22 protein-coding genes are annotated in these 25,861 nt (G+C 73.4%); 18 read left to right on the plus strand and 4 right to left on the minus strand.

All coding sequences use genetic code 11. The features are described 5' to 3' along the window. Positions 1-57: 57 nt before the first annotated feature. Together sigJ and ACZ466_RS36835 are read left to right on the plus strand one after the other, a co-directional pair. Positions 58-945: an RNA polymerase sigma factor SigJ gene (gene sigJ / locus ACZ466_RS36830; RefSeq protein WP_378286245.1), complete on the plus strand. Its 888-nt coding sequence runs from the start codon at positions 58-60 to the stop codon at positions 943-945. Between the two features lie 180 nt (positions 946-1,125). Continuing rightward, entirely contained in the window at positions 1,126-1,458 is a 333-nt protein-coding gene (locus tag ACZ466_RS36835) for a frataxin domain-containing protein (RefSeq protein WP_378286246.1), read from the plus strand. Between the two features lie 255 nt (positions 1,459-1,713). Here the strand turns inward: ACZ466_RS36835 and ACZ466_RS36840 are convergent, their stop codons facing one another. Continuing rightward, complete coding sequence (locus ACZ466_RS36840) at positions 1,714-2,973, minus strand: aromatic ring-hydroxylating oxygenase subunit alpha (RefSeq protein WP_378286247.1); 1,260 nt, start codon at positions 2,971-2,973, stop codon at positions 1,714-1,716. Positions 2,974-3,110: 137 nt separating this feature from the next. Between ACZ466_RS36840 and ACZ466_RS36845 the strand changes: the two genes are divergently transcribed. Next, the gene (locus ACZ466_RS36845; RefSeq protein ID WP_378286248.1) at positions 3,111-4,733 is read left to right on the plus strand and encodes an aldo/keto reductase; all 1,623 of its coding nucleotides are present in this window, start codon (positions 3,111-3,113) and stop codon (positions 4,731-4,733) included. A gap of 104 nt (positions 4,734-4,837) precedes the next feature. Here the strand turns inward: ACZ466_RS36845 and ACZ466_RS36850 are convergent, their stop codons facing one another. Continuing rightward, positions 4,838-6,226, minus strand: coding sequence for an amino acid permease (locus ACZ466_RS36850; protein ID WP_378286249.1), 1,389 nt, complete (start codon positions 6,224-6,226; stop codon positions 4,838-4,840). A gap of 112 nt (positions 6,227-6,338) precedes the next feature. Here ACZ466_RS36850 and ACZ466_RS36855 point away from each other — a divergent pair, with 112 nt between their 5' ends. Then, complete coding sequence (locus tag ACZ466_RS36855; protein WP_378286250.1) at positions 6,339-7,502, plus strand: pyridoxal phosphate-dependent aminotransferase; 1,164 nt, start codon at positions 6,339-6,341, stop codon at positions 7,500-7,502. A 6-nt stretch (positions 7,503-7,508) separates the two neighbouring features. Here the strand turns inward: ACZ466_RS36855 and ACZ466_RS36860 are convergent, their stop codons facing one another. Continuing rightward, complete coding sequence (locus tag ACZ466_RS36860) at positions 7,509-8,483, minus strand: hypothetical protein (protein WP_378286251.1); 975 nt, start codon at positions 8,481-8,483, stop codon at positions 7,509-7,511. 147 nt (positions 8,484-8,630) lie between these two features. Between ACZ466_RS36860 and ACZ466_RS36865 the strand changes: the two genes are divergently transcribed. The 11 genes from ACZ466_RS36865 (at position 8,631) to aroQ (ending at position 22,833) form a co-directional block, all read left to right on the plus strand. Beyond that, entirely contained in the window at positions 8,631-9,605 is a 975-nt protein-coding gene (locus tag ACZ466_RS36865; protein ID WP_378286252.1) for a carbamate kinase, read from the plus strand. 5 nt (positions 9,606-9,610) lie between these two features. Then, positions 9,611-10,714 carry a barbiturase gene (bar, locus tag ACZ466_RS36870; RefSeq protein ID WP_378286253.1) on the plus strand — a complete coding sequence of 368 codons (1,104 nt, stop codon included), beginning with the start codon at positions 9,611-9,613 and terminating at the stop codon, positions 10,712-10,714. 91 nt (positions 10,715-10,805) lie between these two features. Then, on the plus strand, positions 10,806-11,501 hold the full coding sequence (locus ACZ466_RS36875) for an SseB family protein (RefSeq protein ID WP_378286254.1): 696 nt from the start codon (positions 10,806-10,808) through the stop codon (positions 11,499-11,501). A 7-nt stretch (positions 11,502-11,508) separates the two neighbouring features. Continuing rightward, a complete protein-coding gene (locus ACZ466_RS36880) occupies positions 11,509-12,135 on the plus strand; it encodes a prepilin peptidase (protein WP_378286255.1) in 627 nt (208 codons plus the stop codon). A 44-nt stretch (positions 12,136-12,179) separates the two neighbouring features. Further along, positions 12,180-12,983 (plus strand): phytanoyl-CoA dioxygenase family protein, encoded by an 804-nt coding sequence (locus ACZ466_RS36885; protein WP_464041827.1) that lies wholly within the window; start codon positions 12,180-12,182, stop codon positions 12,981-12,983. Between the two features lie 79 nt (positions 12,984-13,062). After that, positions 13,063-16,080, plus strand: coding sequence for a glycine--tRNA ligase (locus tag ACZ466_RS36890; RefSeq protein WP_378286281.1), 3,018 nt, complete (start codon positions 13,063-13,065; stop codon positions 16,078-16,080). Between the two features lie 232 nt (positions 16,081-16,312). Further along, positions 16,313-19,543: a DUF4132 domain-containing protein gene (locus ACZ466_RS36895; protein WP_378286257.1), complete on the plus strand. Its 3,231-nt coding sequence runs from the start codon at positions 16,313-16,315 to the stop codon at positions 19,541-19,543. 59 nt (positions 19,544-19,602) lie between these two features. Continuing rightward, on the plus strand, positions 19,603-20,781 hold the full coding sequence (gene aroC, locus ACZ466_RS36900; protein WP_378286258.1) for a chorismate synthase: 1,179 nt from the start codon (positions 19,603-19,605) through the stop codon (positions 20,779-20,781). A 26-nt stretch (positions 20,782-20,807) separates the two neighbouring features. Continuing rightward, entirely contained in the window at positions 20,808-21,311 is a 504-nt protein-coding gene (locus tag ACZ466_RS36905) for a shikimate kinase (RefSeq protein WP_378286259.1), read from the plus strand. Continuing rightward, positions 21,308-22,384 carry a 3-dehydroquinate synthase gene (gene aroB, locus ACZ466_RS36910; protein ID WP_378286260.1) on the plus strand — a complete coding sequence of 359 codons (1,077 nt, stop codon included), beginning with the start codon at positions 21,308-21,310 and terminating at the stop codon, positions 22,382-22,384. Before ACZ466_RS36905 ends, aroB begins: the two co-directional genes overlap by 4 nt. Continuing rightward, positions 22,381-22,833, plus strand: coding sequence for a type II 3-dehydroquinate dehydratase (gene aroQ, locus ACZ466_RS36915; RefSeq protein WP_378286262.1), 453 nt, complete (start codon positions 22,381-22,383; stop codon positions 22,831-22,833). Before aroB ends, aroQ begins: the two co-directional genes overlap by 4 nt. 33 nt (positions 22,834-22,866) lie before the next feature. Here the strand turns inward: aroQ and ACZ466_RS36920 are convergent, their stop codons facing one another. Further along, the gene (locus ACZ466_RS36920; RefSeq protein WP_378286263.1) at positions 22,867-23,448 is read right to left on the minus strand and encodes a TetR/AcrR family transcriptional regulator; all 582 of its coding nucleotides are present in this window, start codon (positions 23,446-23,448) and stop codon (positions 22,867-22,869) included. 123 nt (positions 23,449-23,571) lie between these two features. Between ACZ466_RS36920 and ACZ466_RS36925 the strand changes: the two genes are divergently transcribed. The 3 genes from ACZ466_RS36925 to ACZ466_RS36935 all read left to right on the plus strand — a co-directional run bounded on the left by ACZ466_RS36925 (position 23,572) and on the right by ACZ466_RS36935 (position 25,850). Continuing rightward, a complete protein-coding gene (locus tag ACZ466_RS36925) occupies positions 23,572-24,027 on the plus strand; it encodes a PaaI family thioesterase (protein WP_378286264.1) in 456 nt (151 codons plus the stop codon). 33 nt (positions 24,028-24,060) lie between these two features. Continuing rightward, positions 24,061-24,726: an enoyl-CoA hydratase-related protein gene (locus ACZ466_RS36930; RefSeq protein WP_378286265.1), complete on the plus strand. Its 666-nt coding sequence runs from the start codon at positions 24,061-24,063 to the stop codon at positions 24,724-24,726. 77 nt (positions 24,727-24,803) lie between these two features. Then, positions 24,804-25,850: an LLM class F420-dependent oxidoreductase gene (locus ACZ466_RS36935; protein WP_378286266.1), complete on the plus strand. Its 1,047-nt coding sequence runs from the start codon at positions 24,804-24,806 to the stop codon at positions 25,848-25,850. Positions 25,851-25,861: the final 11 nt, after the last annotated feature.

Below are 25,861 nucleotides of genomic sequence, written 5' to 3' on the forward strand. Positions count from 1 at the left end.
GTGGGGTTCGTCAGTGTCGCGAGTGCCGGCGCCGGCGGGCGATGATGAGAGGCGATCATGGACGGGCACGACTTCCTGGCCGAACGATTCGAAGAGCACCGCACGCATCTCAAGGCGGTGGCCTACCGGATGCTCGGCTCCCTGACCGAGGCCGACGACGCCGTCCAGGAGGCGTGGCTGCGGCTCGCCCGCTCCGAGGCCGGCGAGATCGGCAACCTCGGCGGCTGGCTGACCACCGTCGTCGGCCGGGTCTGCCTGGACATGCTGCGCTCCCGCACGCGACGGGGCGAGACCTCGCTGGAGGCCCGCCTGCCGGACCCGATCGTGAGCGAACCGGCCGCCGGCCCCGAGCACGAGGCGTTGATCGCCGACTCGGTGGGGCTGGCGCTGCTGGTGGTGCTGGAAGCGCTGACCCCGCCCGAACGGCTGGCCTTCGTCCTGCACGACATGTTCGGCATGCCGTTCGAGGAGATCGGCCCCATCATCGACCGCAGCCCGGTCGCGGCCCGCAAACTGGCCAGCCGCGCCCGCCGGCGCGTCCAGGGCACCGCGCCCGAACCCGATCCCGACCCGGTCGCCCAGCGCCGTGTCGTCGACGCCTTCCTCACCGCCGCGCGCGGCGGCGACCTCGACGCTCTGGTGGCCGTCCTCGACCCCGATGTCGTGCTGCGCGCCGACGGCGGCAAGGCCCTGCCCGGCGGCATGCGGGTTCTGCGCGGCCGCGAGGCGGTGGCCGGCCAGGCCGGCACCTTCCAGCGCATGGCGACCCTGGCGACCAGCCGTCCCGTGCTGGTCAACGGAGCGGCCGGGTTCGTCAACAGCGTCGACGGCGAACTGTTCTCGGTCATGAGCTTCACCGTCACCGACGACAAGATCACCGCGATCGAGATCCTTTCCGACCCCGACCGCCTCGCCCGCCTGGGCCTGGCCGGCCTGGAGAAATGACCACGCTCCCTGTAAACCGAGCGAGAACCAGGTGTCCTGTCGTGGCGGGTGGCCACCCCTCGCGGTAGCCGGGTGATCGACGTAGATCCCGGCGAGTTCGGTGCTCACCTTGACCCAACGGTCGTCGATCAGGCCGATGGCTTCCCGAGCCGTCCATCCCGCTCGCGAGAGGATCCAAGGATGGACTTCGCAGAGCGCAACGAGAAGGCCGTCCAGGAACTGGTTCGCATCGAGCGGAGCGTCCAGCGTGCGGCCGACGACGTCGGCGTCGCCATCGAGGGCAGCCGCATCCCCGACCTGATCCTCTCCCTCTACCGGGAGGGTGAACTGATCATGGTCATCAACGTCCAGCCGGCCGAAGGGCGGCTGTTCGTCACTGGAAGGCGCCTGGACGACAACTTCTCTCTGGACGGCGACCGCTGGGTTTCCAGGATCGACGGCGCCGAGATCTACGCCGTCCTTTCGGATCTGCTCAGCCGGCTCACCGGCACGACCTTGACCTTGGCGCCCTGACCGGGTCGCCACCCGGAGGAAGTGAGGGCTGGGAGCGCGAAAGGTTGGTTTCCCCACGTCGCCGCGGTCGCCGATCAGGGAGGCCCTCGGCATGACCCGCCAATCCGCTTGGGAGCGGTTCTCCGGGGAGGAGTGACGACGAGCGCCGGTGCCGGCGGACGAACGGGCGTCTGGCGGGTTCTCAGGGCCGGTCCAGCAGTCCCGTAGGTCGGGGGGCGCTGCGCGCTTCAACCGCGCCACGGAGAACACCGCCCTCTAGTGGTCCAGGTAGGCGGCGACTTGATCAGCCGCGCTCTTGTGCAGGTGCCGGATGAGGATTTCCTGGTCGTTGAGGGGGAAGTGCGTGACCGCCCGGGATTCGAGCATGGTCTGGGTGGCCTCGAGGGTGTTGCAGTCCTGGAGACCGAACTCCTTGAAGGTGACCGCGGCCAGTTCCTGGCGCAGGCGGTCGGCGGCGGTCTTGGGCGGGACGAAGTACAGGGTGCCTTCGAAGATGTGCTTGTTGTAGGCGGTGGGCCAGTAGTGGTAGGTGAGGTACCAGCCCGGCGCCCACACCACGATCATGAAGTTGGGGAAGAAGACGTAGGAGTCCAGGCCCCAGGCGGGGTGGCCGGAGGGGTTGACGCCCGGCGGGAGCGGGTCCAGGCCGGCGATGTCGGGGCGGTCCCAGGGGCCGAAGTTGCCGCTGCGCAGCACACGCTCGATCGGCTTCACGATGTTCAGGTCCTTGGGCGGCGCCATCCCGCCCCACGCCGACTGCATCGAGTGCGGCCCGTCGATGTCGTAGTGCAGCGACTCGTAGCCGTACCCCATGAGCTTGCGCGACTCCTCGCCCACGTACTGCTTCGCGTGCAGCACGGGCGCGTGGTAGAACTCGGCGAAGGCGTCGATGTAGAGCTTCCAGTTGCTCCCGACCTCGGACCGGTACCGGTAGACCTCGGTCATCTCACCGAACGGATAGCCTTCCAGGCCCTGGGCGAGGCGCCCGAGATAGTCGCGCAGCGGCGTGGCGTCGTCGTCGAGGTTGACGAAGATGAACCCTTCCCACACCTCGCAGCGCACCGGCACGAGCCCGTACTCCGACGTGTCGAGATCGAAGAACTCCTTCTCCTGCTGCACGAACGTGCAGGCGCCGTCGAGGCCGTAGCGCCAGCCGTGGTACTTGCAGGTGAACTGGCGGGCGGTGCCGCGTGTCTCCTCCTGCGGGTAGTCGTTCCACACCAGCTTGTTGCCGCGGTGCCGGCAGACGTTGTGGAACGCGCGCACCTCCCCCTGGGCGCCGCGCACGATGATCAGGGACGTGCGGGCCGCGTGGATCTCCTTGGTGAAGTGACTCCCCTTCCTGGGGACCTGCTCCACGCGGCCGACGTTCAGCCAGGTCCGTTCGAAGATCGCCTTGCGCTCCAGGTCGTAGTGCTCGGGCGAGATCGAGTCCTCGAACGAGACGGGCCCGGTGCCCAGCTCCGGGTAGTGCTCCGTCCAACTGCCCTCGGCGGGCTTGGGGAAGTGCGCCATCAGTCTGCCTCCGAGCGGCTCGGGCCGTGGGTGCGATGCCACGAAATCATACGGTTCCGTCTGGTTATAGGGAAGGGAGGCGGCTAACCGGACGAAACCGTCTTGATAGGAACCAGACGGTCTCGTAGGGTTTCGGGGTGACTTCCACTGCAAGCGGCGAAGGCCCGCGTACCGGGCGGCCCACCTCGATGGAGGCCGCCCGGCTGACCGACCGGCTGCGGCGGGCCGCCGTGGACACGTTCCTGGAGCACGGCTACGACGGCACCACCATGGAGGCGGTGGCGCAGGCCGCGGGCATCACCAAGAGCACCCTGTACGGCCGCTACGCCGACAAGCGAGCGCTGTTCATCGCCGTCGGCGCGTGGGCCCTGACCCGCCACGAACGCCACGAACGGGTGCTGGAACCGCTGCCCGACGACCTCGCCGCCGCCCTGACCGTGATCGCCCGCGCCATCCTGGCGCGCTCCGTCGACCCGGACCTGGTCCGGCTGAACCGGATGGCGATCGCGGAGGCGCACCGCTTCCCCGAGTTCGCCGCCAGCACGCAGGCCGTCTCCTGGTCCCCGCGGATTCAGATGATCATGGACCTGCTGCGGCGGCACCACGACGCGGGCGCCATCACCATCGGCGACATCGAACTCGCGGCCGAGCAGTTCTTCGCGATGGTCGGCGCCATGCCGGCCTGGCTCGCCGCCCACGGCGTCCACCGCACGCCCGAGGACGAGGAGAGACACCTCCGGCATGCCATCGACCTGTTCCTCAACGGGCTGCTCATCCGCCGACCCCCCGGGCATGCGGCGACGGAACCACCACAGCGCGTCACGGGCGGCGCGGAGGACAGGCCGCCCGCGGCGCCGGGAGAGAGCCGTCACCGTACTCGGACGCCGCCCGAACCGCTGGCGCGCAACCGCGTGGGCCGCAGCGGCCTGTACGTCTCCCGGCTCGGCCTCCGGGCGCGACCGGACTGCGACGAGCGTACGGCGGCCAGGCTGACCCATCGCTACCTCGACGCCGGGGGCACCCTCATCGCCGCGGTCGATGCCGTCTCCGAGGAGACCTGCGGACGGGTCCTGCGGGGCAGGCGTACGGACGTCGTCCTGTCCACGCGGCTCGCGGCATCCGGGGGCGACGGCGCGAACGGCCGCCGCCACATCCGCGCCGCCTGCGAGGCCAGCCTGCGCCGCCTCCAGACCGACCACATCGACCTCTACCAGGTCCACCTCGGCACGCTGGACGCCCCGCTGGAGGAGACCATGGACGCGCTGGACGGCCTCGTCCGCGCCGGAAAGGTGCTCTACCTCGGAGCGTCGGGCACTCCCGCGTACCGGCTCATGAAGGCGCTGTCACTCAGCGACCGGCGCGCCGGAGCACGATTCGTCTCACTGCACGCCCCCTACGGTCCGACCGCGCGCGGTCTGGAACACGAACACCTTCCGCTCCTGGAAGACGAAGGCTTGGGCCTCATCAGCGAGAACGTCTCTGTCACCGGGACATCGAGCCTGAACACCGGCGAACCGGGCGCCATCGCCGCCCTCAGGAAGGGGGCGTCAGACCTGGGCTGCTCGATGGCGCAACTGGCCCTGGCCTGGCAGCGGACCAGATCCGTCGCCTCGACACTCGTCGACGTCCAGGGCCTGCCCGACCTGGAGGACGCCCTGGCGGCGATGAGCATGGAAATCCCGGACGAGCTCGCCGCCCGGCTGGAAAGCATCACCCGGCCGACACGCCGGGAACCGCGGGCATACCCCGACCGCACATGACACTTCCCCGACGCCCGCTCGGCGACGGCGGCGCGGGCGGGATGGTCGATCCACCGGACGGGCCAGGGTGCGCAGCACGCCTCCCGGGCAGCGACGGCGGGGCTCTACCTGGGCTCGTTCGGCTGGTTGCGGCGGGTGACGATGGCGTAGGCGACGAGGAAGCCCGCCAGGCTGATCAGGCTCAGCCATAGCTGGGAGCGGGTGTCCTCCACGATCGCCATGGAGATGAGGACCAGGACGACGCAGACGAAGGTGGCCCAGCTCAGCCAGGGGTGGAGCCACATCTTCAGTTTGAGGCGTTCCGGGGAGTCGCGTTCCAGTCGGTTGCGCATGCGCACCTGGGAGAGGGCGATGATGCCGTACAGGAAGAGCGCGACGGCTCCGGCGGAGTTGATGATGAAGTAGAAGACGCGGTCGGGCGAGACGAAGCTCATGATGACCGCGACGTACCCCAGTGCGGTGCTGAGCAGGATGCCCTTCCAGGGGACGCCGCGGCGGCTGGTGTCGCCGACCCAGGCCGGCGCCCAGCCGTGCTCGCGCATCGCGAAGAGCATGCGGGACGCGATGTACAGGCCGGAGTTGAGGACCGACACGACGGCCGTCAGCACGACGATGTTCATGATGGTCTCGGCCGCCGGGATGCCGAAGCGGTCGAACGCGGCGGCGAACGGGCTGGTGCCGTCGTGCGGGATCTCCTTCCACGGGGTGATCATGACCAGCAGGGTGACCGAGCCGACGAAGAACAGCAGCACCCGCCAGATGACGGTGACGGTGGCGGTCGCGATGGCCTTGGCGGGCTCCTTGGACTCGGACGCGGCGATGGTGACGATCTCCGCGCCGAAGTAGGAGAAGACGACGATCACGACGCCGTGCACGACCGCGAACCCGCCCTCGGCCAGGAACCCGTCCTGGGCGATGTGGGTGACCGAGCCGGTGCTGTCGGGCCACAGCCCGACCACGTAGAGGGTGCCGACCAGGAGGAAGACGGTGATGCAGGCGACCTTCACCGAGGCGAGCCAGTACTCGGCCTCGCCGAACGAGCGGACCGAGGCCAGGTTCGTCGCGGTCAGGGCGATCATGAGGATCAGCGCGAACGTCCACTGCGGGACGCCGGGGATCCATTTCTGCAGGATCTGCGCGCCGACCACGGCCTCGAACGCGACGATGCCGACCCAGTAGTACCAGTAGAGCCAGCCGACGGTGAATCCCGCCCAGCCGCCCAGGGACGCGCGGGCGTATTCCATGAACGAGCCCAGGGTGGGCTGGGCGGCGGCCATCTCGCCCAGCATGCGCATCACGAACACGACGAGCAGGCCGCCGATGACGTACGACAGCACCGCCGCCGGGCCCACCGTGTGGATCACCGCGCCGCTGCCGACGAACAGGCTGGCGCCGATGATCCCGCCGAGCGCGATCATGCGGAGGTGGCGGGGCCGCAGCTCGCGCCGCAGCCGGGTGTCCGGGGGAGCACCGGATTCCTCGCGGGGGGTCATCGCCGGTAGATCACCGCCGGGGCGTGGGTCGATACCGTCTTCATGGATCGGAGACCGATTCGATACACGTGGTGAGTGCGAGGGACGGCCGAGGCCGGGAGAGGATGGCGGCGTGAGCGAACCGCTGGTACCGCGGATGCGGGAGTTCGGCGAGACGATCTTCGCGGAGATGTCGGCGCGGGCCGTGGCGACCGGGTCGATCAACCTGGGCCAGGGGTTCCCCGACACCGACGGGCCTCCGGCGATGCTGGAGGCGGCGGTCGAGGCGATCCGGTCCGGCGGCAACCAGTACCCGCCCGGCCCCGGGCTGCCCGAGCTGCGGGAGGCGGTGGCGGCGCAGCGGCTCGAACGGTACGGCCTGGAATTCGATCCGGCGACCGAGGTGTACGTGACGGTCGGCGCCACCGAGGGCGTCGCGGCGTCGGTGATGGCGCTGGCCGGGCCCGGCGACGAGGTGATCGTCTTCGAGCCGTACTACGACTCCTACGCCGCCACGGTGGCGCTGGCGGGGGCGGTGCGGCGGCCGGTGCTGCTGCGGCCGGTCGAGGGGCGGTTCACCTTCGACCCCGACGAGCTGCGCGCGGCCGTCGGCCCCAGGACGCGGCTGATCCTGGTCAACTCGCCGCACAACCCGGCGGGCACCGTCTTCACCCGGGACGAGCTCCAGGTGATCGCGGACGTGTGCCGCGAGCACGATCTGGTGGCCGTCACCGACGAGGTGTACGAGTACCTCACCTACGACGGCGTCGAGCACGTCCCGCTGGCGACGCTGGACGGCATGCGCGAGCGGACCGTCACGGTGTCGTCGGTCGGGAAGAGCTTCTCGGTCACCGGGTGGAAGACCGGCTGGGTGACGGCCCCGGCCCGGTACGTGCGGGCCGTGCAGACGGTCAAGCAGTTCCTCACCTACGCCACCGGCGGCCCCTGGCAGCGCGCCGCCGCCTACGGCCTGCGCAACGAGCTGCCGTGGGTGGGAGAGCTGCGCAAGTCGCTGGAGGCCAAGCGCGACCGGCTGATCAGCGGTCTGGAGGCGGCGGGGTTCGCCACGTACCGGCCGCAGGGCACCTACTTCGTGCAGGCCGACATCCGCCCGCTCGGATTCACCGACGGGATCGAACTGGCCAAGGCCCTGCCCGAGCGGGCGGGGGTGGTGGCGATCCCGACGCAGGTGTTCTACGACCACCCGGAGGCCGGGGCGCACTTCGTCCGGTTCGCGTTCTGCAAGAAGGACGAGGTCATCGACGAGGCGGTGGAGCGGCTGGCGCGGCTCGCCTGAGGCGTCCTACGGGCCGAACCGCCGGACGGGCAGGCCGCTCAGCGCGGACGCCGCCGCGGCGATCTCCTCGGCGGACCGTTCGAGGGCCACGTCCGCGAACGCCAGCGGGCCGCCGTAGGCCTTCATGCAGGTGCGGGCGCGCCGGGCGGCGCGCGGCCGCAGCCGGGCGATCAGCGTCCCGGCGTCGGCGGCGACGAACACCACGACCCGGTTGCGCCCCTTCGCGCCGAGGCCGCCGGCGGGGGCGCGGTACGGCACGACGCGGATCTCGCCCAGCTCGCTCCACGCCACCCGCGCCTCCAGGGCGGGGACCTCGAAGCCGTCCGCCCGCAGGTGCAGCGCGGGCAGGTGCGGCCGCGTCGAGCGCATCGTCAGGACGACGGTGAGCGTGACGAGCACGCCGAAGATCGCCGCGATGCCGAGCCCGACGGCCGGGTTCCACGCCGAGGCGGCCGCCACGGCGAAGGCCGCGATCGCCACGAGCAGGAAGTACTGGCGGCGCAGCACCGCCCGGTCGTACCGCACGGCCATCTCCTGAGCGCCCGGCGTTCCCGCATACGGCGCAGGCTGTTCGGTGACCCACAGGGCCGCGGCGTGCAGGCTCTCCAGCCGGTGCCAGGCCAGCGACCGCCGCCGCAGCCGCAGCATGGCGAGCAGCACGGCGGCGACCGCGGGCACGGCGGCGGCGGGGCCGGCGGGGCTGCCCCACCCGAACGACACCCCGGGCGCCGCGATCTCGGTCACGATCACCACGGCGACCGCCCAGACCACGACCGCGACCAGCACGGGCCAGGCGCGCCGCCAGTACGGGACGCCCAGCATCGCGCGGGCGTAGCCGACGGCGATCACCGCGGTCGTCGGGTCGGGATGGGCCCGGTCGCCGCGCAGCAGGTCGCGGCGCAGGCCGCGGTCCAGCTCGCGCCAGGCGTCCAGGGCGGCGCGCCCGGTGGGGACGGGCGGGGCGGCGGTCGTCGGTTGCACGCCGGGAGTGTAGCGGGCGAAACCATGCGGAGCGTCCGATCTGCCCGGATTTTCGTTCGCCGTGTCAGCGCGACCTGCCGAAACCTTGGCGCGGGTTGGGCGTTTTTCGCCGGTGAGCACGGGCGGCGGCGCGGATACGGTCGGCCCGTGAGCGGGGACGGCAGGGACGGCGGGGACGACCCCGGACTCGGGCGGGTCCTGATCGCGCTGGGCGGCAACGCCATGACGGGACCGGACGGCAGCGCCACCCCGCAGGCGCAGGAGGCCGCCATCGGGCGCGCCATGGAACACGTCGCCGACCTGGTCGCGGCGGGCGCCCGGGTCGCGCTGGCGCACGGCAACGGCCCCCAGGTCGGCAACCTCCTCATCAAGAACCAGCTCGCCGCGCACGTGGTCCCGCCGGTCCCGCTGGACTGGTGCGGCGCGCAGACCCAGGGCACCATCGGCGTGCTGATGGTCGACGCGCTGGAACGTGCGCTGGCCGCCCGCGGCGCGTCCCGTCCGGTGACCGCCGTGGTCACCCGCACGCTGGTGGACGCCGCCGACCGCGGGTTCACCGACCCGGTCAAGCCGGTCGGCCGGTCCTTCCCCAGGGACGAGGCCGAGCGGTTCATGGCGCTGGGCCAGTCGTGGCGGTCGTTCGGCCCGCGCGGCTGGCGCCGGGTGGTCGCCTCGCCCGAGCCGCTGGAGGTCCTGGACGCGGGCGCCGCCGCCGTGCTGCTGGAGGCCGGGCACGTCGTGATCGCCGCCGGGGGCGGGGGAGTGCCCGTCGTCCGCGACGCCGGCGGCGCCCTGCGCGGCGTGGAGGCCGTGGTCGACAAGGACCTGGCCGCGCAGCTGCTGGCCCGCCGCCTGGGCGCGGACGCCCTGGTCATCGCCACCGACGTGGAGCACGTCATGGCCGGGTACGGCACCGCGGCCGAGCGCCCGCTGCGCCGCACGACCGCCGCCGAGCTGCGCACGCTGGCCGCCGCCGGGCACTTCGCGGGGGGCAGCATGGGCCCGAAGGTCGAGGCCGTGCTGCGCTTCCTGGCCGCCGGCGGGCGGCGCGCGGCGATCACCTCGCTGGACCGCATCACCGAGGCCGCGCACGGCAAGGCCGGAACCATCATCGAGGAGTAGCGAACGTGCCCGATCCGATCGAAGTACGCAAGATCCCCATCGAGAGCGTGACCGACGCCTCCGGGCTGGCCCGGCTGATCGACGACGGCGTGATCGAGGCCGACCGGGTGCTGGCGGTGGTCGGCAAGACCGAGGGCAACGGCGGCGTCAACGACTACACCCGGCTGCTGGCCGACCGGGCGTTCCGCGAGGTGCTGGCCGCCCGGGGCACCCGCACCGCCGAGGAGGTCAAGGGGGTGCCGCTGGTGTGGTCGGGCGGCACCGACGGCGTGCTCAGCCCGCACGCCACCGTCTTCGCCACCGTCGATCCGGCCGCCGCGCCGGCCTCCGACGAGCCGCGGCTGTCGGTCGGGGTGGCGATGAGCGAGATCATCCTGCCCGAGGACATCGGCCGTCCCGCCATGGTGGAGACGGTCGCGGCGGGCGTCCGCGAGGCCATGAAGACCGCCGGGATCGACGATCCGGCGGACGTGCACTACGTCCAGACCAAGACCCCGCTGCTCACCCTCGACACCATCAACGACGCCAAGTCGCGGGGGCGCGACGTGGTCACCGAGGACACCCTCAAGTCGATGGACATCTCCAACTCCACCACCGCGCTCGGCATCGCCGTCGCGCTGGGCGAGATCGAGGCGCCCGCGGCGGAGCGGATTCACCGCGACCTGTCGCTGTTCTCCTCGGTGGCGTCCTGCTCCTCCGGCGTGGAGCTGGACCGGGCGCAGATCGTGCTGGTCGGCAACGTGCGCGGCATCGGCGGCCGCTACCGGGCCGGGCACGGGGTGATGCGGGACGCGCTGGACGCCGACGGCATCTGGTCGGCGATCCGCTCCGCCGGGCTGGACCTGCCCGACCGCCCGCACCCCGACGACCTCGGCGGCCGGCTGGTCAACGCTTTCATCAAGTGCGAGGCCGACCCGGGCGGCTCGGTGCGGGGCCGCCGCAACATCATGCTGGACGACTCCGACGTGCACTGGCACCGGCAGATCAAGGCGTGCGTGGGCGGCGTCGCGGCGTCGGTCACGGGCGATCCGGCGGTGTTCGTGTCGGTCGCCGCCGTCCACCAGGGCCCCTCCGGCGGCGGAACGGTCGCCGCCATCGTCGAACCCTGACCTGGGGCGATGCCACGCAGTGTCACGGGATCGTCGCGGGGAGTGCCGATTCTCGTGCGTGCGCGGCGGCGGGAGGTTATAGCCTCGTCCCGTGCCCGGACTGACCATTCCCGAACCTCAGTTCCCCGCGGACGACGGCGCCGCCGACCCGCGGCTGCGCGAGGCGCTCGCCGGATACGCGGCGGGCCGCGTCGGCGCGCACGGCGTGATCAACCGGCTGCACGAGGCGCGGCTGCTGGTCCCGGTCGTGGCCGTCCTCACCGAGGAGGAGGACGTCGCCCCGGGCGAACTGCGCCGGGAGAAGTCCAGTGACATGGCGCTGCCCACCCTGGTCGGGGGGGACGGGCGGCGCGGGGTGCTCGGCTTCACCTCCGCCGAGACGATGAAGGCGTGGCGGCCCGACGCGCGCCCGGTCGCGGTGCACGCCAGGCAGGCCTGCCTGGCCGCGCTCGACGAGGGCGCGCACGCCCTGGTGGTCGACGTGGCGGGCCCGGTGCCGTTCGCGGTGGAGGGGCTGCGGCTGCATCTGCTCGCCGAGGGCCGCACCATCCCGCCGCCGCACGAGGACCCGGAGGTGCTGGCCGCCGTCGAGGCCGCGTTCGGGTCGGAGGAGGCGGTCACCGGCGTGCGGCTGTCGGAGGGCACCGCGGCCGAGCTGGCGATCCGGTTCTCCGTCGAGCCCGGCCACGACGAGCGGGCCGCCGTCCAGCGCGTCTCCGACCGGCTGGCCGAGCTGCTGCGCGGCCGCGTCGTCGGCGGCGTCGAGCTCACCATCGCCCGCCGCTGACGCCCCAGTGGACGCCCCCGCGAACGACTCCCCCGACACCACCGAGAACACCCCCCGCGAGTCGTGGTGGGTGCGGGGTGGTTGGACGGGGGTGGTGCGGCGTCGCGCGCTGCCGATCGCGGTGGTCGCGGTGGTCGTGGCGGGGCTGCTGGTGTGGCGGGTCGAGGTTCGGCCCGACCTGCCGGCCTTTCTCGTCCTCGGGGCCGTCGGCACGGTGCTGGGCGCCGTCGACATCGCCTCGAAGAGGCTGCCCGACCCGCTGACGCTGCCCATGTACGGGGCCGGGGCGGCCCTGCTGGCCGTCGCCGCTCCGGCCACGGAGGACGGCGGGGCCCGGCTGCTGTACGCCCTGTTCGGCCTGGCCGGGTTGTGGCTGCTGCTGGCCGTCCAGTGGGTCGTCGTGCCCGACAAGATCGGCCTCGGTGACGTCAAGCTGGCGGGGGTGCTCGGGCTGTACCTGGGCTGGGTCGGGTACGGCGCCTGGGTGCTCGGGGTGCTCGCCATGTACGTGCCGTCCGGGGTGTTCGCCGTGACGCTGCTGGCGCTGCGGCGGGCCGGGCGCAAGTCGGAGCTGCCGTTCGGGCCGTTCATGCTGGCCGGGGCCCTGATCGGCATCCTCGTCCACGCCGGGTAGAAAATCGCTGGCCCGCCCGCGGCCCGGTTCGGCAGGCTGGGGCGGTGACCGCGACCGACACCTTGAGCAATGCGCAGATCCAGGCCTTCGTCGAGGACGGGTTCGTCCGGCTGGAGGAGGCGTTCCCCCGGGAGCTGGCCGAGCAGGGCCGGGCGATCCTCTGGCGCGACACCGGGTGCGACCCCGAGGACCCGGCGACCTGGACGCAGCCGGTGGTCCGGCTGGGCCACTACGCGCAGGAGCCGTTCCGGGCCGCCGCCGACACGCCGCGCCTGCGGGCCGCCTTCGACGCCCTGGTCGGCGAGGGCCGGTGGCAGCCGCAGGGCAGCCTCGGCACGTTCCCGGTGCGGTTCCCGAGCCCCGACGACCCCGGCGACGGCGGCTGGCACGTGGAGGCGAGCTTCTCCGGCGAGAACGCCGCGGACTTCATGAGCTGGCGGACGAACCTGCGGTCGCGCGGGCGGGCGCTGCTGATGCTGTTCCTGTTCTCGGACGTGGGCGAGGACGACGCCCCCACCAGGATCCGGGCCGGCTCCCATCTGGACGTCCCGCCGATCCTCGAACCGGCGGGCGAGGAGGGCCTGGACTTCAGGACGCTGGCCGAGGCGGCCGCCGCCGCCAGCGAGGACCGGCCCGTCGCGTACGCGACCGGCCGCGCCGGCGACGTCTACCTGTGCCATCCGTTCCTGGTGCACGCGGCGCAGCCGCACCGCGGCACCCGGCCGCGGTTCATGGCGCAGCCGCCGCTCCTGCCGCCGGGCCCGGCCGGTGAGGGCACGCCCGGCGACCTCCTCGACGGCGACGGCTCACCGGTCCTGGACGCGATCCGCCGGGGTCTCGGCCGCTGATCCCCGTAGGCTGGGTTTCCGACCAGTACCGCGCAGACCGAAACGCCGGCCGTGTAGGAGAAGACGACCCGTGCTGACCATGCAGGATGCCCTGATCCGGCTCACCGACCACTGGGCGGGGCACGGTTGCCTCATCACCCAGCCGATGAACACCGAGGTCGGAGCGGGCACCCTCAATCCGGCGACGGCGCTGCGGGTGCTCGGCCCGGAGCCGTGGCGGGTCGCCTACGTGGAGCCCAGCGTCCGCCCCGACGACGCCCGCTACGGCGACAACCCCAACCGGCTCCAGACCCACACCCAGTTCCAGGTGATCCTCAAGCCGGAGCCGGGCGACGCCCAGCAGCTCTACCTCGGCAGCCTGGAGGCCCTCGGCATCGACCTGCGCGCCCACGACGTGCGGTTCGTCGAGGACGACTGGGCCTCGCCCGCGCTGGGCGCGTGGGGGCTGGGCTGGGAGGTGTGGCTGGACGGCCTGGAGATCACCCAGTTCACCTACTTCCAGCAGTCCGGCGGGCTCACCCTCGACCCGGTGTCGGTCGAGATCACCTACGGGATGGAGCGCATCATCATGGCGCTCCAGGGGGTGTCGCACTTCAAGGACATCACCTACGCCCCCGGGATCAGCTACGGGGAGGCGTTCGGGCAGGCCGAGTACGAGATGAGCCGCTACTACCTCGACGACGCCGACATCGGCACCGTCCGGGAGCTGTTCGAGGCGTACGCGGCCGAGGCGCGGCGGATGCTGGACGCCCGGCTGCCCGTGCCCGCGCACTCCTACGTGCTCAAGTGCTCCCACGCGTTCAACGTGCTCGACTCGCGCGGCGCGATCGGCACCACCGAGCGGGCCCGCGCGTTCGCCCGGATGCGCCGGCTCGCCCACGACGCGGCCGAGCTGTGGGTGGAGCGCCGCGCCGAGCTGGGGCATCCGCTGGGCGACGCCTCGACCCGCGCCGCCGAGCCGGAGGCCGCGGCCGGGACGCTGACGATCTATCCCGAGATCTCCGCGCCGGGCGTGTTCGCCCTGGAGATCGGGGTGGAGGAGCTGCCGCCGCACGAGGTCGGCCGCACCCTCGACCACGTGGCCGCCGAGCTGACCCGGGGGCTGGAGGAGGCGGGGCTGCTCTCCGACGCCGGCGAGGTGCACACCTACGCCACCCCGCGCCGCGTCGTCGTCGTGGCCGGCGGCGTCGCGCCGCGCGAGCCCGACACCGAGCAGGTCGTCAAGGGGCCGCGGCTGTCGGCGGCCTACGACGCCGACGGCAACCCGACCCGGGCGCTGCAGGGGTTCGCGCGCGGGCAGGGCGTCGACCCGTCCGAGGTCGGCACGGTCACGGTCGGCGGCGGCGAGTACGCCGGGCTGGTCCGGCCGATCACGGGCCGTCCCGCCGCGAAGGTGCTGGCCGAGCTGCTGCCGGTGATCGTCGAGGGGCTGCGCGCCGACAAGAACATGCGGTGGAACGCCCCGGGCCTGTCGTTCGCCCGGCCCGTCCGCTGGCTGCTGGCGCTGCTGGACGAGCACGAGGTGCCGTTCGAGGCGGGCGGCATCTCCTCGGGCCGCATCACCCAGGTGCACCGCACCGCCACGACCACCGACGTGTCCGTCCCCGACGCGGGCGCGCTGCTGCCCACGCTGCGCGCGCACGGCATCGAGCCCGCCGTGGAGCGCCGCCGCTCGCAGATCATCGAGGCGGCCGGGGCGCTGGCCGCCGATGCCGGCGGCACGATCGACTTCCAGGGCGAGCGCGCGCTGGTGGAGGAGGTCGTCAACCTGGTGGAGGAGCCGGTGGCGATCCTGGGCTCCTTCGACGCCTCCTACCTGGAGCTGCCGGAGGAGATCCTCACCACCGTCATGAAGAAGCACCAGCGGTACCTGCCGGTGCGCGAGCCCGGGGGCGCCGGGAGGCTGCTGCCGCACTTCGTGACCGTCGCCAACGGCGAGTGCGACCACGCGGCGGTGCGGGCGGGCAACGAGGCCGTGCTGCGCGCCCGCTACGAGGACGCGGCGTTCTTCTTCCAGCAGGACCTGCGCAGCGCGCCGGAGGAGATCGCGCGCGGCCTCGACCGGCTCACCTTCACCGAGCGGCTCGGGTCGATGGCCGACCGGGCGGGCCGGATCCGGGAGATCGCCGCCGAGCTGGCGGAGCGGGCCGGGCTCGGCGCGGAGGAGGCGGCGGTGCTGCGGCGGGCCGGGGAGCTGGCCAAGTTCGACCTCGCCTCGTCCATGGTGATCGAGCTGTCCGGGCTGGCCGGGACGATGGCCCGCGAGTACGCGCGGCGCGCGGGCGAGGACGAGGCCGTCGCCCGCGCCCTGTACGACATGGAGCTGCCCCGCTCGGCGGGCGACGCGCTGCCGTCCGGGACGCCCGGGGCGCTGCTGGCGGTGGCCGACCGGCTGGACCTGCTCGCCGGGCTGTTCGCGGTCGGGTCGGTGCCCAGCGGCAGCTCCGACCCGTTCGGGCTGCGCCGCGCCGCGCTGGGCCTCACCGCGATCCTGCGCGGCCACGAGCGGCTGGCCGCGCTGACCGTCGAGGACGGCCTGCTGGTCGCCGCGCGCCACCAGCCGGTCGAGGTGACCGCGGACGCGGCGGCGGAGGCCGCCGGGTTCGTCGCCCGCCGCCTGGAGCGGGCGCTGCTGGACGACGGCCACCCGATCCCGGTGGTGCGGGCCGTGCTGCCCCACGCCGGTTCGCCCGCGCACGCCGAGCGGGCGGCCGTCGACCTGGGCAAGCTGCTCGGCGACGAGCGGTTCCTGCGGCTCACGGCCGCGCTGCAGCGGGTGCTGCGGATCGTGCCGGAGGGCACCGCCGCGGGCTACGACCCCGGGCTGTTCCAGGAGCCCGCCGAACGGCGCCTGGAGGAGACGTTCGCGGCCGTGCGAGAGGCACTGCCGGAGCGGGCCCCGCTGCCGGAGTTCACCGAGGCCGCGCTGCCGCTGGCCGAGCCGATCGACCGGTACTTCGACGACGTGATGGTGATGGCGGAGGATCCGGCGCTGCGCGCCAACCGCCTCGGCCTGCTGGCCTCGATCCGCGACCTGGTCGACGGCGCCTTGGATTGGCCTCTTGTTCATGGCGGCGCCCTTGGCGTCGGGCGTTAGACGCCCTCCTTCGGCGGGCGCCGCGTGCGATTGCTGCATCGCTCTTCCTTATTGCGGCGCCCTTGGCGTCGGGCGTTGGACGCCCTTCTTCGGCGGGCGTCGCGTGCGATTGCTGCATCGCTCCGACTCGCCTGGCGGCTCGCTGCGCGATCAGGTTCTCGCAGGCTCGAACCTGGCTTCGCTCGCAATCGCAACGGTTGAGCGTCGTAGGGGTGTCCTACGGTGATCGGCCATGGATGATCAAGTGGGCGAGGACGTTCTGATCCTGCCGGAGGCGCTGCGCGACGCACTGCACCCGCGGCGCGGCGGCGCCGCGGGGGCGCCCGTGCGCGTCGAGGACGGCTCGGCCGACTGGATCGCGCGCGGGGTCGAGCGCAGGCGCGAGCGGATCGAGGAGGTCCTCGCCCACTCCGAGACCGATCCGGGACTCGCCGAACGGGCTCGCCGCCACCTCGGCGGGGAGCCCGACCCGCAGGGCGCGGCGGTCGTCGCCGCGATCGTGTGCGGGCCGCCGCGGCAGGACCGCGCCGAGGCCGAGCGGCGGTTCGCGCACGGCTGGGCGGAGGAGCACGGCCTGGCCTTCGCCGCCCGCGCGCTCGCGGAGCTGGCCGACCTGGTGATGTACCTGCGGCTGGGGGTTCGGCCCGGCGGGACCGGCCCGCCGGACGCCGGGGCGCTGCGCGACGTCCGCGCGCTCCTGGCGGCCTGCGGCGACGAGGAGTACGCCGCCGCCGAGGAGCTCCTCGCGGGTGCGCGCCGGGCGGCCGGGCAGCGCGTGGTCGCCTCCTACCTCGTCCCGACGCGGCGCGACTGGGTGGACGAGTGCTGCGCTTCGCCGCCCGCGCACGGCTGGCGGTGGATGCTGCTGGCCTCGCTGAGCACGGCCCGCCACGCCAAGCTGCTTGGCCTCTGGCTCTCCCTGACCTACCGGGACTGCTGGGAGGGCCTGTTCGTCACGATGGCCGAGGGCATGGGCTCGGCGGCCGTGCCCGCGCTCGCGGCCGCGCTGGACCCTCATGGCGACATGCCGCCCGCCGGTCACCCCGAGGTCCTGGCCGCCCTCGGCGTGCTGCCGCTGGACGAGGCGTTCGCCGCCATGGCCGGCCGCATCGAGTCGCAGCACGCCCAGCAGGCGCTGCTCACGGCGATGGAGCGTTTCCCGGCGCGGGCCGTCCGCGTGCTGGCGCCGGTGACGGCGGGCGGCACCCGGGCGGCGGCGCTGGCCACCGAGATGCTCAAGGCGCACCTGCGGCTGCACCCCGGGCTCGCCGTGCCCGCCGCGGCCAGGGAGATCGCGGCGTCGGTGGCACGCGTCCCGGACGCCCCGGCCGCGGAGGTGCCCGCGCTGCTCGCCGAGCCGCCCTGGGCCCGCGACCGCGCGCCGATCGTCCTCAAGGGCCTGGCGCCGCCCGCCGAAGGGTCGCTGCGCTGGGAGCCGGGCGAACGGGAGGCGTGGGCGGACGTGCCGGACGGCCTGATCGAGCCCCTGGACCCCCACGCCGACCTCGAGGTCATGGCCCGCAAGTTCGGTACGGGCAAGCTGAACCGGCAGAAGCGGCTCAGCCTGGTCGCCGAAGGCCCCGATGACCTGGTGCGCCCGCTCCTGGAGGGCTGGGACCCGGGCACCCCGCTCGCCTTCCGCGGCGACTGGTGGCGGCCCCTCGTCGCCCGGCACGGCCTGGCGATGAGACCGCCCCTGGTCAAGTGCGCGCTGCACGTCCCGGCCTCGCAGGACACGATGCTGCTGCCGTTCCTGGACGCCGAGGTGGCGGCGCTCATGGCCGGATGGCTCGGCAAGACCAAGACGAAGCGGCACGCGCTCGCCTGGTTCGGGCGGCACGGCCTGGACGCCGTCCCGTTCCTGGTGCCCGCCGCCCTCGGCAAGCCGGTCCGCCCCCGCCGCGACGCCGAGGCCGCCCTGCGCGCGCTGGCCGGGGAGCACGGCGACGCCGCCGTCGTGGACGCCGCCCGCGCGCACGGCGCCGAGGCCGCCGACGCCATCGCCGCGACGCTGGCGGCCGACGCGCTGGAGGTCCGCGCCGCCAGACTGCCCGCGATCGGAGACTGGGCGGACCCGGCCGCGCTGCCCCAGATCCTGCTGCCCGGACGGCGCGCGGCGCTGCCCGCCGCCGCGACCCGCACCCTGATGACGATGCTCGCGCTGTCCAAGCCCGGCGACGTCTACCCCGGCGTCGCGCGGGCCGCCGCGGAATGCGACCCGGCGTCACTGGCCGGGTTCGCCTGGTCGCTGTTCGAACGCTGGCAGATGGCCGGAGCGCCGTCCGCCGACGCCTGGGCGCTGACCGCCCTCGGCCCGCTCGGCGACGACGGGACGGTGCGCCGCCTCACCCCGCTCGTGCGCGCCTGGCCGGGGGAGTCCGGCCACGCGCGGGCGGTCAGGGGGCTGGACGTGCTGGCGGAGATCGGCACCGAGACCGCGCTCGTCCACCTGCACGGCATCGCCGAGCGGGTGCGGTACCGCGGCCTCCGCGACCGGGCCCGGGAGAAGATCGCGGAGATCGCCGGGCGGCTCGGGCTCACGGCCGAGCAGCTGGGCGACCGGCTCGTCCCGGACCTCGGCCTGGACGACGCGGGCGCCCTCGTCCTCGACTACGGCCCGCGCCGCTTCACCGTCGGCTTCGACGAGGCTCTGACGCCGTACGTCACGGGCGAGGACGGCAAACGCCGCAAGGCCCTGCCCAAACCCGCCAAGAGCGACGACCCGGACCTCGCGCCCGAGGCGTACCGCAGGTTCGCCCAGTTGAAGAAGGACGCGCGCGCCGTCGCGTCCGACCAGGTCCTGCGGCTGGAGCGGGCCATGGTCACCGGGCGGCGCTGGACCCCGGCCGAGTTCCGGACCTACTTCACCGGCCACCCCCTGGTCCGGCACATCGCGCGGCGGCTGGTGTGGACCGCCGAGCACGGCGGCCGCGCGACCGCGTTCCGCGTCGCCGAGGACAGCACCCTCGCCGACGTGGCCGACGACGCCTTCACCCTTCCGGAGACCGCCCTCGTGGGGATCCCGCACCCGCTGGAGCTGGGCGAGGCGGTGAAGGCGTGGTCGGACGTCTTCGCCGACTACGAGATCCTCCAGCCCTTCCCCCAGCTCGCCAGGCCGGTCGCGGCACTGACCGAGGAGGAACGGACCGGCGGGCGGCTGGCCCGCTTCGAGGGGGCCACGGTGCCCTCCGGCGCCGTACGCGGCCTGGAACGGCGCGGCTGGCTGCTGCCCAGGGACTCCGACGGCATCCAGTACGAGATCTCCCGCCCGCTCGCCGCCGGCCTGTCCGTCGAGATCGTCCTGGACACCGGGCTCTACGCCGGGAGCGGCGGCGAGGAGGACGATCAGGTCCTGGAGCGCGTCACGGTCGAGGGCGATCCGGCGGCGCTGGACGACCCGTCCCTCGCCGTGCCCGTCTCGGAGGCGCTGGCCGATCTGGGACGGCTCACCGGCACGGGCTGAGCGGGCCCGTGCTGAGGCCCGTGCGCGTTCAGGGTCGGGGAGATGGGAGGATTGACCCCATGCTGCGCTGGTTGACCGCGGGGGAGTCCCATGGCCAGGCCCTGACCGCGATTGTGGAGGGCCTGCCGGCCGGCGTGCGCGTGACCTCGGGCGACATCGCCGAGGCCCTGCGCCGCCGCCGGCTCGGGCATGGGCGGGGCGCCCGGATGAAGTTCGAGCAGGACAAGGTCACGATCGTCGGCGGGGTGCGCCACGGCGTGACGCTCGGCGGGCCCGTCGCGATCGAGGTCGGCAACAGCGAGTGGCCCAAGTGGGAGACGGTCATGTCGGCCGACCCCGTCGACGCCGACGTGCTCGAGGCCCAAGCCCGCAACGCGCCGCTCACCCAGCCGCGTCCCGGCCACGCCGACCTGGTCGGCATCCAGAAGTACGGCTTCGACGACGCCCGGCCCGTCCTGGAGCGGGCCAGCGCCCGCGAGACCGCCGCCCGCGTCGCCCTCGGCGAGGTCGCCCGGCAGTTCCTGCGGCAGGCCCTCGGCGTGGAGATCCTCAGCCACGTGCTCGCGCTCGGCGAGGTCACCGCCCCCGAGGGGACGCTGCCCGAGCCGTCCGACCTGGCCGCCGTCGACGCCGACCCGGTGCGCTGCTTCGACCCCGCCGCCGCGGCCGCGATGGTCGCGCACGTCGACGAGGTCAAGAAGGCCGGCGACACCCTCGGCGGCGTCGTCGAGGTGCTCGCCTACGGCCTGCCGCCCGGCCTCGGCAGCCACGTGCACTGGGACCGGCGGCTCGACTCCCGGCTGGCCGGCGCCCTCATGGGCATCCAGGCGATCAAGGGCGTGGAGCTGGGCGACGGCTTCACCACCGCGCGCCGCCGCGGCTCGGCCGCGCACGACGAGATCGACAACACCCCCGACGGGATCCGCCGCCGCACCAACCGGGCGGGCGGCGTCGAGGGCGGCATGACCACCGGCGAGGTGCTGCGGGTGCGCGCCGGGATGAAGCCGATCTCCACGGTGCCGCGCCGGCTCGACACGGTCGACGTGCGCACCGGCGAGCCCGCCAAGGCCATCAACCAGCGCAGCGACGTGACCGCCGTCCCCGCCGCCGGGGTGGTGGCCGAGGCCATGGTGGCGCTGGTGCTCGCCGACGCCGCCCTGGAGAAGTTCGGCGGCGACTCGGCCGAGGAGACCGCCCGCAACCTGCGCGGGTACCTCTCCTCCCTGGCCGTCAAGTAGGGAAGGCGCGACTTCAGGTGGAGACCATGGTGCGACCCAAGGCGGTCCTGATCGGGCCGCCCGGCTCGGGCAAGACGACGGTCGGCACGGTGCTGGCCGAACGGCTCGGCGTTCCGCTGCGCGACACCGACGCCGACACCGAGGCGGCCGCCGGCAAGCCGATCGGCGAGATCTTCATCGACGACGGCGAGGAGCGGTTCCGCGAGCTGGAGCGGGCGGCCGTGCGCGCCGCGCTCGCCGGGCACGAGGGCGTGCTGGCGCTCGGCGGCGGCGCCGTCCTGGCCCCTGAGACGCAGGAGCTGCTGGCCGGGCACACGGTGGTCTACCTGCGGGTGGGGCTGTCGGAGGCGGTCAAGCGGGTCGGCCTGGCCTCGGCCCGGCCGCTGCTGGTCCTCAACCCGCGCAGCCAGCTGCGCAAACTGCTGGAGGAGCGCCTCCCGATCTACGAGCGGCTCGGCACGCTGCACGTCGACACCGACGGCCGCACCCCCGAGGAGATCGTCGGCGAGATCCTCAAGGAGCTGGGATGAGCGTCCGCCGGATCCGGGTCGGCGGCGCCGACCCCTACGACGTGGTGATCGGCGCGGGCGTGCTCGGCGAGCTGCCCGGCCTGCTCGGAGGCGGCGTCCGCACGGTCGCGCTCGTCCATGACCGGGGGCTGGCGGAGATCGCCCGCCCGGTCGGCGCCGTCCTGGAGGAGGCGGGCTACCGGGTGCACGCGCTGCCGGTGCCCGAGGGCGAGGCGGCCAAGGAGGTCGGCGTGCTCGCCGGGCTGTGGTCGGAGTTCGCCCGGCTCGGCATGACCCGGTCCGACGCGATCGTGGGCGTCGGCGGCGGCGCCACCACCGACCTGGCCGGTTTCGCCGCCGCGTCGTGGCTGCGCGGCGTGCGGGCCGTCCTGGTGCCGACCACGCTGCTGGGCATGGTCGACGCCGCCGTGGGCGGCAAGACCGGGATCAACATCCCCGAGGGCAAGAACCTCGTCGGCGCCTTCCACCCCCCGGCCGGGGTGCTGTGCGACCTGACCACGCTGGTGACGATGCCCCGCGAGGACTACATCAGCGGGCTGGCCGAGATCATCAAGGCCGGGTTCATCGCCGACCCGGCCATCCTCGACCTGGTCGAGGACGACCCCGAGGGCGCCGCGTCCCCGTCCGGCCCGCACACCCTCGAACTCGTCGAACGCGCCGTCCGGGTCAAGGCCGAGGTCGTCACCGCCGACCTCAAGGAGGCCGGGCTCCGGGAGATCCTCAACTACGGCCACACCCTGGCGCACGCCATCGAGACGGCCGAGGACTACCGGTTCCGGCACGGCCACGCCGTCGCGATCGGCATGGTCTACGCCGCCGAGCTGGCCGCGCTCGCCGGCCGCCTGCCCGCCGACGCGGTCGACCGGCACCGCGCGGTGCTGACCGCCACCGGGCTGCCGGTCTCCTACGGCGCCGAGGCCTGGCCCGCGCTCCGTGCCACCATGACCATCGACAAGAAGTCGCGCGGCTCCACGCTGCGCTTCGTGGTCCTCGACGGCCTGGCGAAGCCGGGCCGCCTGGAGGGCCCGCCCGAGGAGCTCCTCGAGGCCGCGTACAAGAAGGTGGCCCGATGAACCGCGTGCTGGTGCTGAACGGGCCCAACCTGCGCCGGCTGGGCACGCGCGAGCCGGACGTCTACGGCTCGGAGTCGTTCGAGGACCTCACCGCGCTGTGCCGCGAGACCGGCCGCCGCCTCGACCTGCAGGTCGAGGTGCGGCAGACCGACGACGAGGCGGAGATGATCCGCTGGGTGCACGAGGCGGCCGACGAGCGGCTGCCGATGGTGCTCAACCCGGCGGCGTTCACCCACTACTCCTACGCGCTGCGCGACGCCCTGGCCCAGCTGCGGGCGCCGCTGGTGGAGGTGCACATCTCCAACCCGGCCGCGCGCGAGGAGTTCCGGCACACCTCCGTGGTCGCCGGAGTGGCCACCGGCACGATCGCCGGCTTCGGCCTCATGTCCTACGTCCTGGCCCTCCAGGCCGTGGCCGAGCTCCTGGCCGAACCCGCCGCCCGAGCCTGACCGCGCCCCGCCAGGGCGCCCGGCGGGTGGAGGTCAGGTGTCGGCGGCCTCGGCGGCGGCGCGGGCCATCTCCTTGAGTTCGGCCACCACGTTGTCGAGCGGGGTCACGTCGCGGTGCGCCCGGCACAGGATGGTGGCGCCCTCCACCGCGGACACGATGAGCGTGGCGAGGCGTTCGGCGCGCGCGTCCGGGACGCCCGCGTTGCCGAGCCCGGTGGCGAGGGTGTCCTGCCAGCGGCCGAACGCGGCGGAGGTGGCGGCGGCCAGCTGCGGCGCGTCCTCGTGCGACTCGACCGTGACCGCCACGATGGGGCAGCCGGCCCGGAACTCGCTCTTGATCAGCACCTGCCGCCACCAGCCCACGAACGCGTCCACCGCCGAGGCGGCGTCGCCGCCCTCCACGGCCGCCTGGATCCCGGCGTTGAGGAAGTCCCCGGTGTAGCGCACCGCCTCCTCGGCCAGCTGCACCTTGCCGCCGGGGAAGTGGTGGTAGATCGAGCCGCGGGGGGCGCCGCTGTGCGCGATGACGTCGCGGAACCCGGTGCCGCTGTAGCCGCGCTCGCGGAAGAGGAAGGCGGCGCTGCGCACCATGCGTTCCCGGCTGTCGGTCCCCATGGCCCGATTATGACATTCATCATATGGCTCTTGCGTTCGGCATGACGATGGTCATAGAAAAGCAGGGATATGACGGACGTCATACCTAGGGCGGGCTGCCCGGCGATGGAACGGAGCGCGGCGATGGGGAACGGCGGGACGACGGCGGGACTGGAGCAGCTCAGGGCGGCGCTGGAACACGGAGCCGCCGCCGGCACCGGGATCGGGGCGCTGCTCGGCATGGAGGCGGAGAAGCTGGAGCCGGGCCTGGTGGTCTTCGCCATGGAGCCCCGGGCCGACTTCGCCAACCCGCTCGGCACGGTGCACGGCGGCGTCCTGTCCACGCTGCTGGATTCGGCGATGAGCTGCGCGGTGCACACCTCGCTGCCGGAGGGCGCGGGCTACACGACCCTGGAGCTCAAGGTCAACTTCGTCCGCGCGGTGCCGGTCGAGGGCGGGCGGCTGACGTGCGAGGGCCGTACGGTGCACATGGGCCGCCGGGTGGCGACCTGCGAGGGGCGGATCACCGACGCGGCCGGGCGGCTGATGGCGCACGGCACCGCGACCTGCATGGTCCTCCCGGCCGTTACCGGCGAGTAGGGTTCGGTCGACCACTCACGAAGGAGACCTGGCGTGATCGACCTGCAGCGCGACGGCGACGTGTTCGTCCTGCGCTACGACGACGGTGAGAACCGCTTCGGCCCCGGCTTCCTGGACGCGGTCGGGGACGCCCTCGACTCCGTGGAGAAGGCCGGCTCGCCGGGCGCCCTGGTGACCGCGGGCACCGGCAAGTTCTACTCCAACGGCCTGGACCTGGACTGGCTGGGCGCCAACGGCGACCGCTTCGAGGAGTACCTCGGCCGGGTGCACGCGCTGTACGCGCGCCTGCTGGACTTCCCGATGCCGACCGTCGCGGCCGTCAACGGCCACGCCTTCGCCGGCGGCGCGATGCTCGTCCTCGCCCACGACCTGGCCGTGATGCGCACCGACCGCGGCTTCCTCTGCCTGCCCGAGGTGGATCTGGGGATGAGCTTCACGCCGGGGATGTCCGCGCTGATCCAGGCCCGGCTGACCCCCGCGGTCGCGCACGAGGCCATGGTCACCGGACGCCGGTACACCGCCGAGCAGGCGCTGGCCGCCGGGATGGTGGCGCGCACCGCCGACGAGGCCGGCGTGCTCCCCGCCGCGGTGGAGCTGGCCGCCTCGCTGGCGGGAAAGGACGGTGCGGTGGTGCGCCGGATCCGCACGGGCATGTACGGTCCGGCTCTGGCCGCGTTGCGGGGGCCCGCACTGGGCTGACCCCGGGTGCGGGGCCGGGCGGCGGACTAGGTTACGTTCAACTGGAATCAGGTTCGGTTTCGAGGAAGGGATGCCGGATGCGCATCGGGATGGCCCTCAACTACGCGGGCGGCTTCAAGGAGACCGTCGAGGAGCTGGCCGACTTCGAGAAGGCCGGCCTCGACATCGTCTTCGTGGCCGAGGCCTACAGCTTCGACGCGGTGAGCCAGATGGGCTTCATCGCCGCCAGGACCGAACGGCTGGAGATCGCCTCCGGCATCCTGCCGATCTACTCGCGCACCCCCACCCTGCTGGCGATGACCGCCGCCGGGCTGGACTTCGTCTCCGAGGGCCGCTTCACCCTCGGCATCGGCGCGTCCGGACCCCAGGTGATCGAGGGCTTCCACGGCGTGCCGTACAACGCCCCGCTCGGCCGCACCCGCGAGATCATCGACATCTGCCGCAAGGTCTGGCGGCGCGAGCGCCTCCAGCACGAGGGCAAGCACTACAGCCTGCCGCTGCCCGAGGGCCAGGGCACCGGACTGGGCAAGCCGCTCAAGATCATCAACCACCCGGTGCGGCCCGACATCCCGATCCTGGTCGCCGCCATCGGCCCCAAGAACGTCGAGCTCACCGCCGAGATCGCCAACGGCTGGGAGCCGATCTTCTACGTCCCGGAGAAGGCCGGCGAGGTGTGGGGCGCGTCCCTGGAGGCGGGCCGGTCCAGGCGCGACCCCGCGCTGGGCGAGCTGGACATCGTCGGCCAGGCCCCGCTGGCCATCGGCGACGACGTGAAGGGCTTCCTGGAGTTCGGCCGCCCGATGGCCGCGCTCTACATCGGCGGCATGGGCGCCAAGGGCAAGAACTTCTACAACGACCTGTGCCGCCGGTACGGCTGGGAGAAGGAGGCCGAGGAGATCCAGGACCTCTACCTGGACGGCAAGAAGGACGAGGCCGCCGCCAAGGTCCCGCAGGAACTCCTGGAGAAGATGTCGCTCATCGGCCCCGAGAGCCACATCCGCGAGCGGCTCGCCGCGCTCAAGGAGTCCGGCGTCACCACGCTGAACGTCACCCCGATCGCCGGCGACCACAAGAGCCGCCTCGCGCTGATCGAGAAGATCAAGGAACTGGCCGCCGAGGTGTGACCCGCCGCCCG

It is taken from the genome of Actinomadura rugatobispora (assembly GCF_055379765.1).

What these genes read in the sequence shown, in the direction of transcription:
- ACZ466_RS36850 (WP_378286249.1), bottom strand. Translation starts at nt 6,226, where the DNA reads ATGACCCCCCGCGAGGAATCCGGTGCTCCCCCGGACACCCGGCTGCGG.
- aroB (WP_378286260.1), top strand. Translation starts at nt 21,308, where the DNA reads ATGAGCGTCCGCCGGATCCGGGTCGGCGGCGCCGACCCCTACGACGTG.
- ACZ466_RS36920 (WP_378286263.1), bottom strand. Translation starts at nt 23,448, where the DNA reads ATGGGGACCGACAGCCGGGAACGCATGGTGCGCAGCGCCGCCTTCCTC.
- aroC (WP_378286258.1), top strand. Translation starts at nt 19,603, where the DNA reads ATGCTGCGCTGGTTGACCGCGGGGGAGTCCCATGGCCAGGCCCTGACC.
- ACZ466_RS36905 (WP_378286259.1), top strand. Translation starts at nt 20,808, where the DNA reads ATGGTGCGACCCAAGGCGGTCCTGATCGGGCCGCCCGGCTCGGGCAAG.
- sigJ (WP_378286245.1), top strand. Translation starts at nt 58, where the DNA reads ATGGACGGGCACGACTTCCTGGCCGAACGATTCGAAGAGCACCGCACG.
- ACZ466_RS36935 (WP_378286266.1), top strand. Translation starts at nt 24,804, where the DNA reads ATGCGCATCGGGATGGCCCTCAACTACGCGGGCGGCTTCAAGGAGACC.
- ACZ466_RS36835 (WP_378286246.1), top strand. Translation starts at nt 1,126, where the DNA reads ATGGACTTCGCAGAGCGCAACGAGAAGGCCGTCCAGGAACTGGTTCGC.
- ACZ466_RS36925 (WP_378286264.1), top strand. Translation starts at nt 23,572, where the DNA reads ATGGGGAACGGCGGGACGACGGCGGGACTGGAGCAGCTCAGGGCGGCG.
- ACZ466_RS36890 (WP_378286281.1), top strand. Translation starts at nt 13,063, where the DNA reads ATGCAGGATGCCCTGATCCGGCTCACCGACCACTGGGCGGGGCACGGT.
- ACZ466_RS36895 (WP_378286257.1), top strand. Translation starts at nt 16,313, where the DNA reads ATGGATGATCAAGTGGGCGAGGACGTTCTGATCCTGCCGGAGGCGCTG.
- ACZ466_RS36840 (WP_378286247.1), bottom strand. Translation starts at nt 2,973, where the DNA reads ATGGCGCACTTCCCCAAGCCCGCCGAGGGCAGTTGGACGGAGCACTAC.
- aroQ (WP_378286262.1), top strand. Translation starts at nt 22,381, where the DNA reads ATGAACCGCGTGCTGGTGCTGAACGGGCCCAACCTGCGCCGGCTGGGC.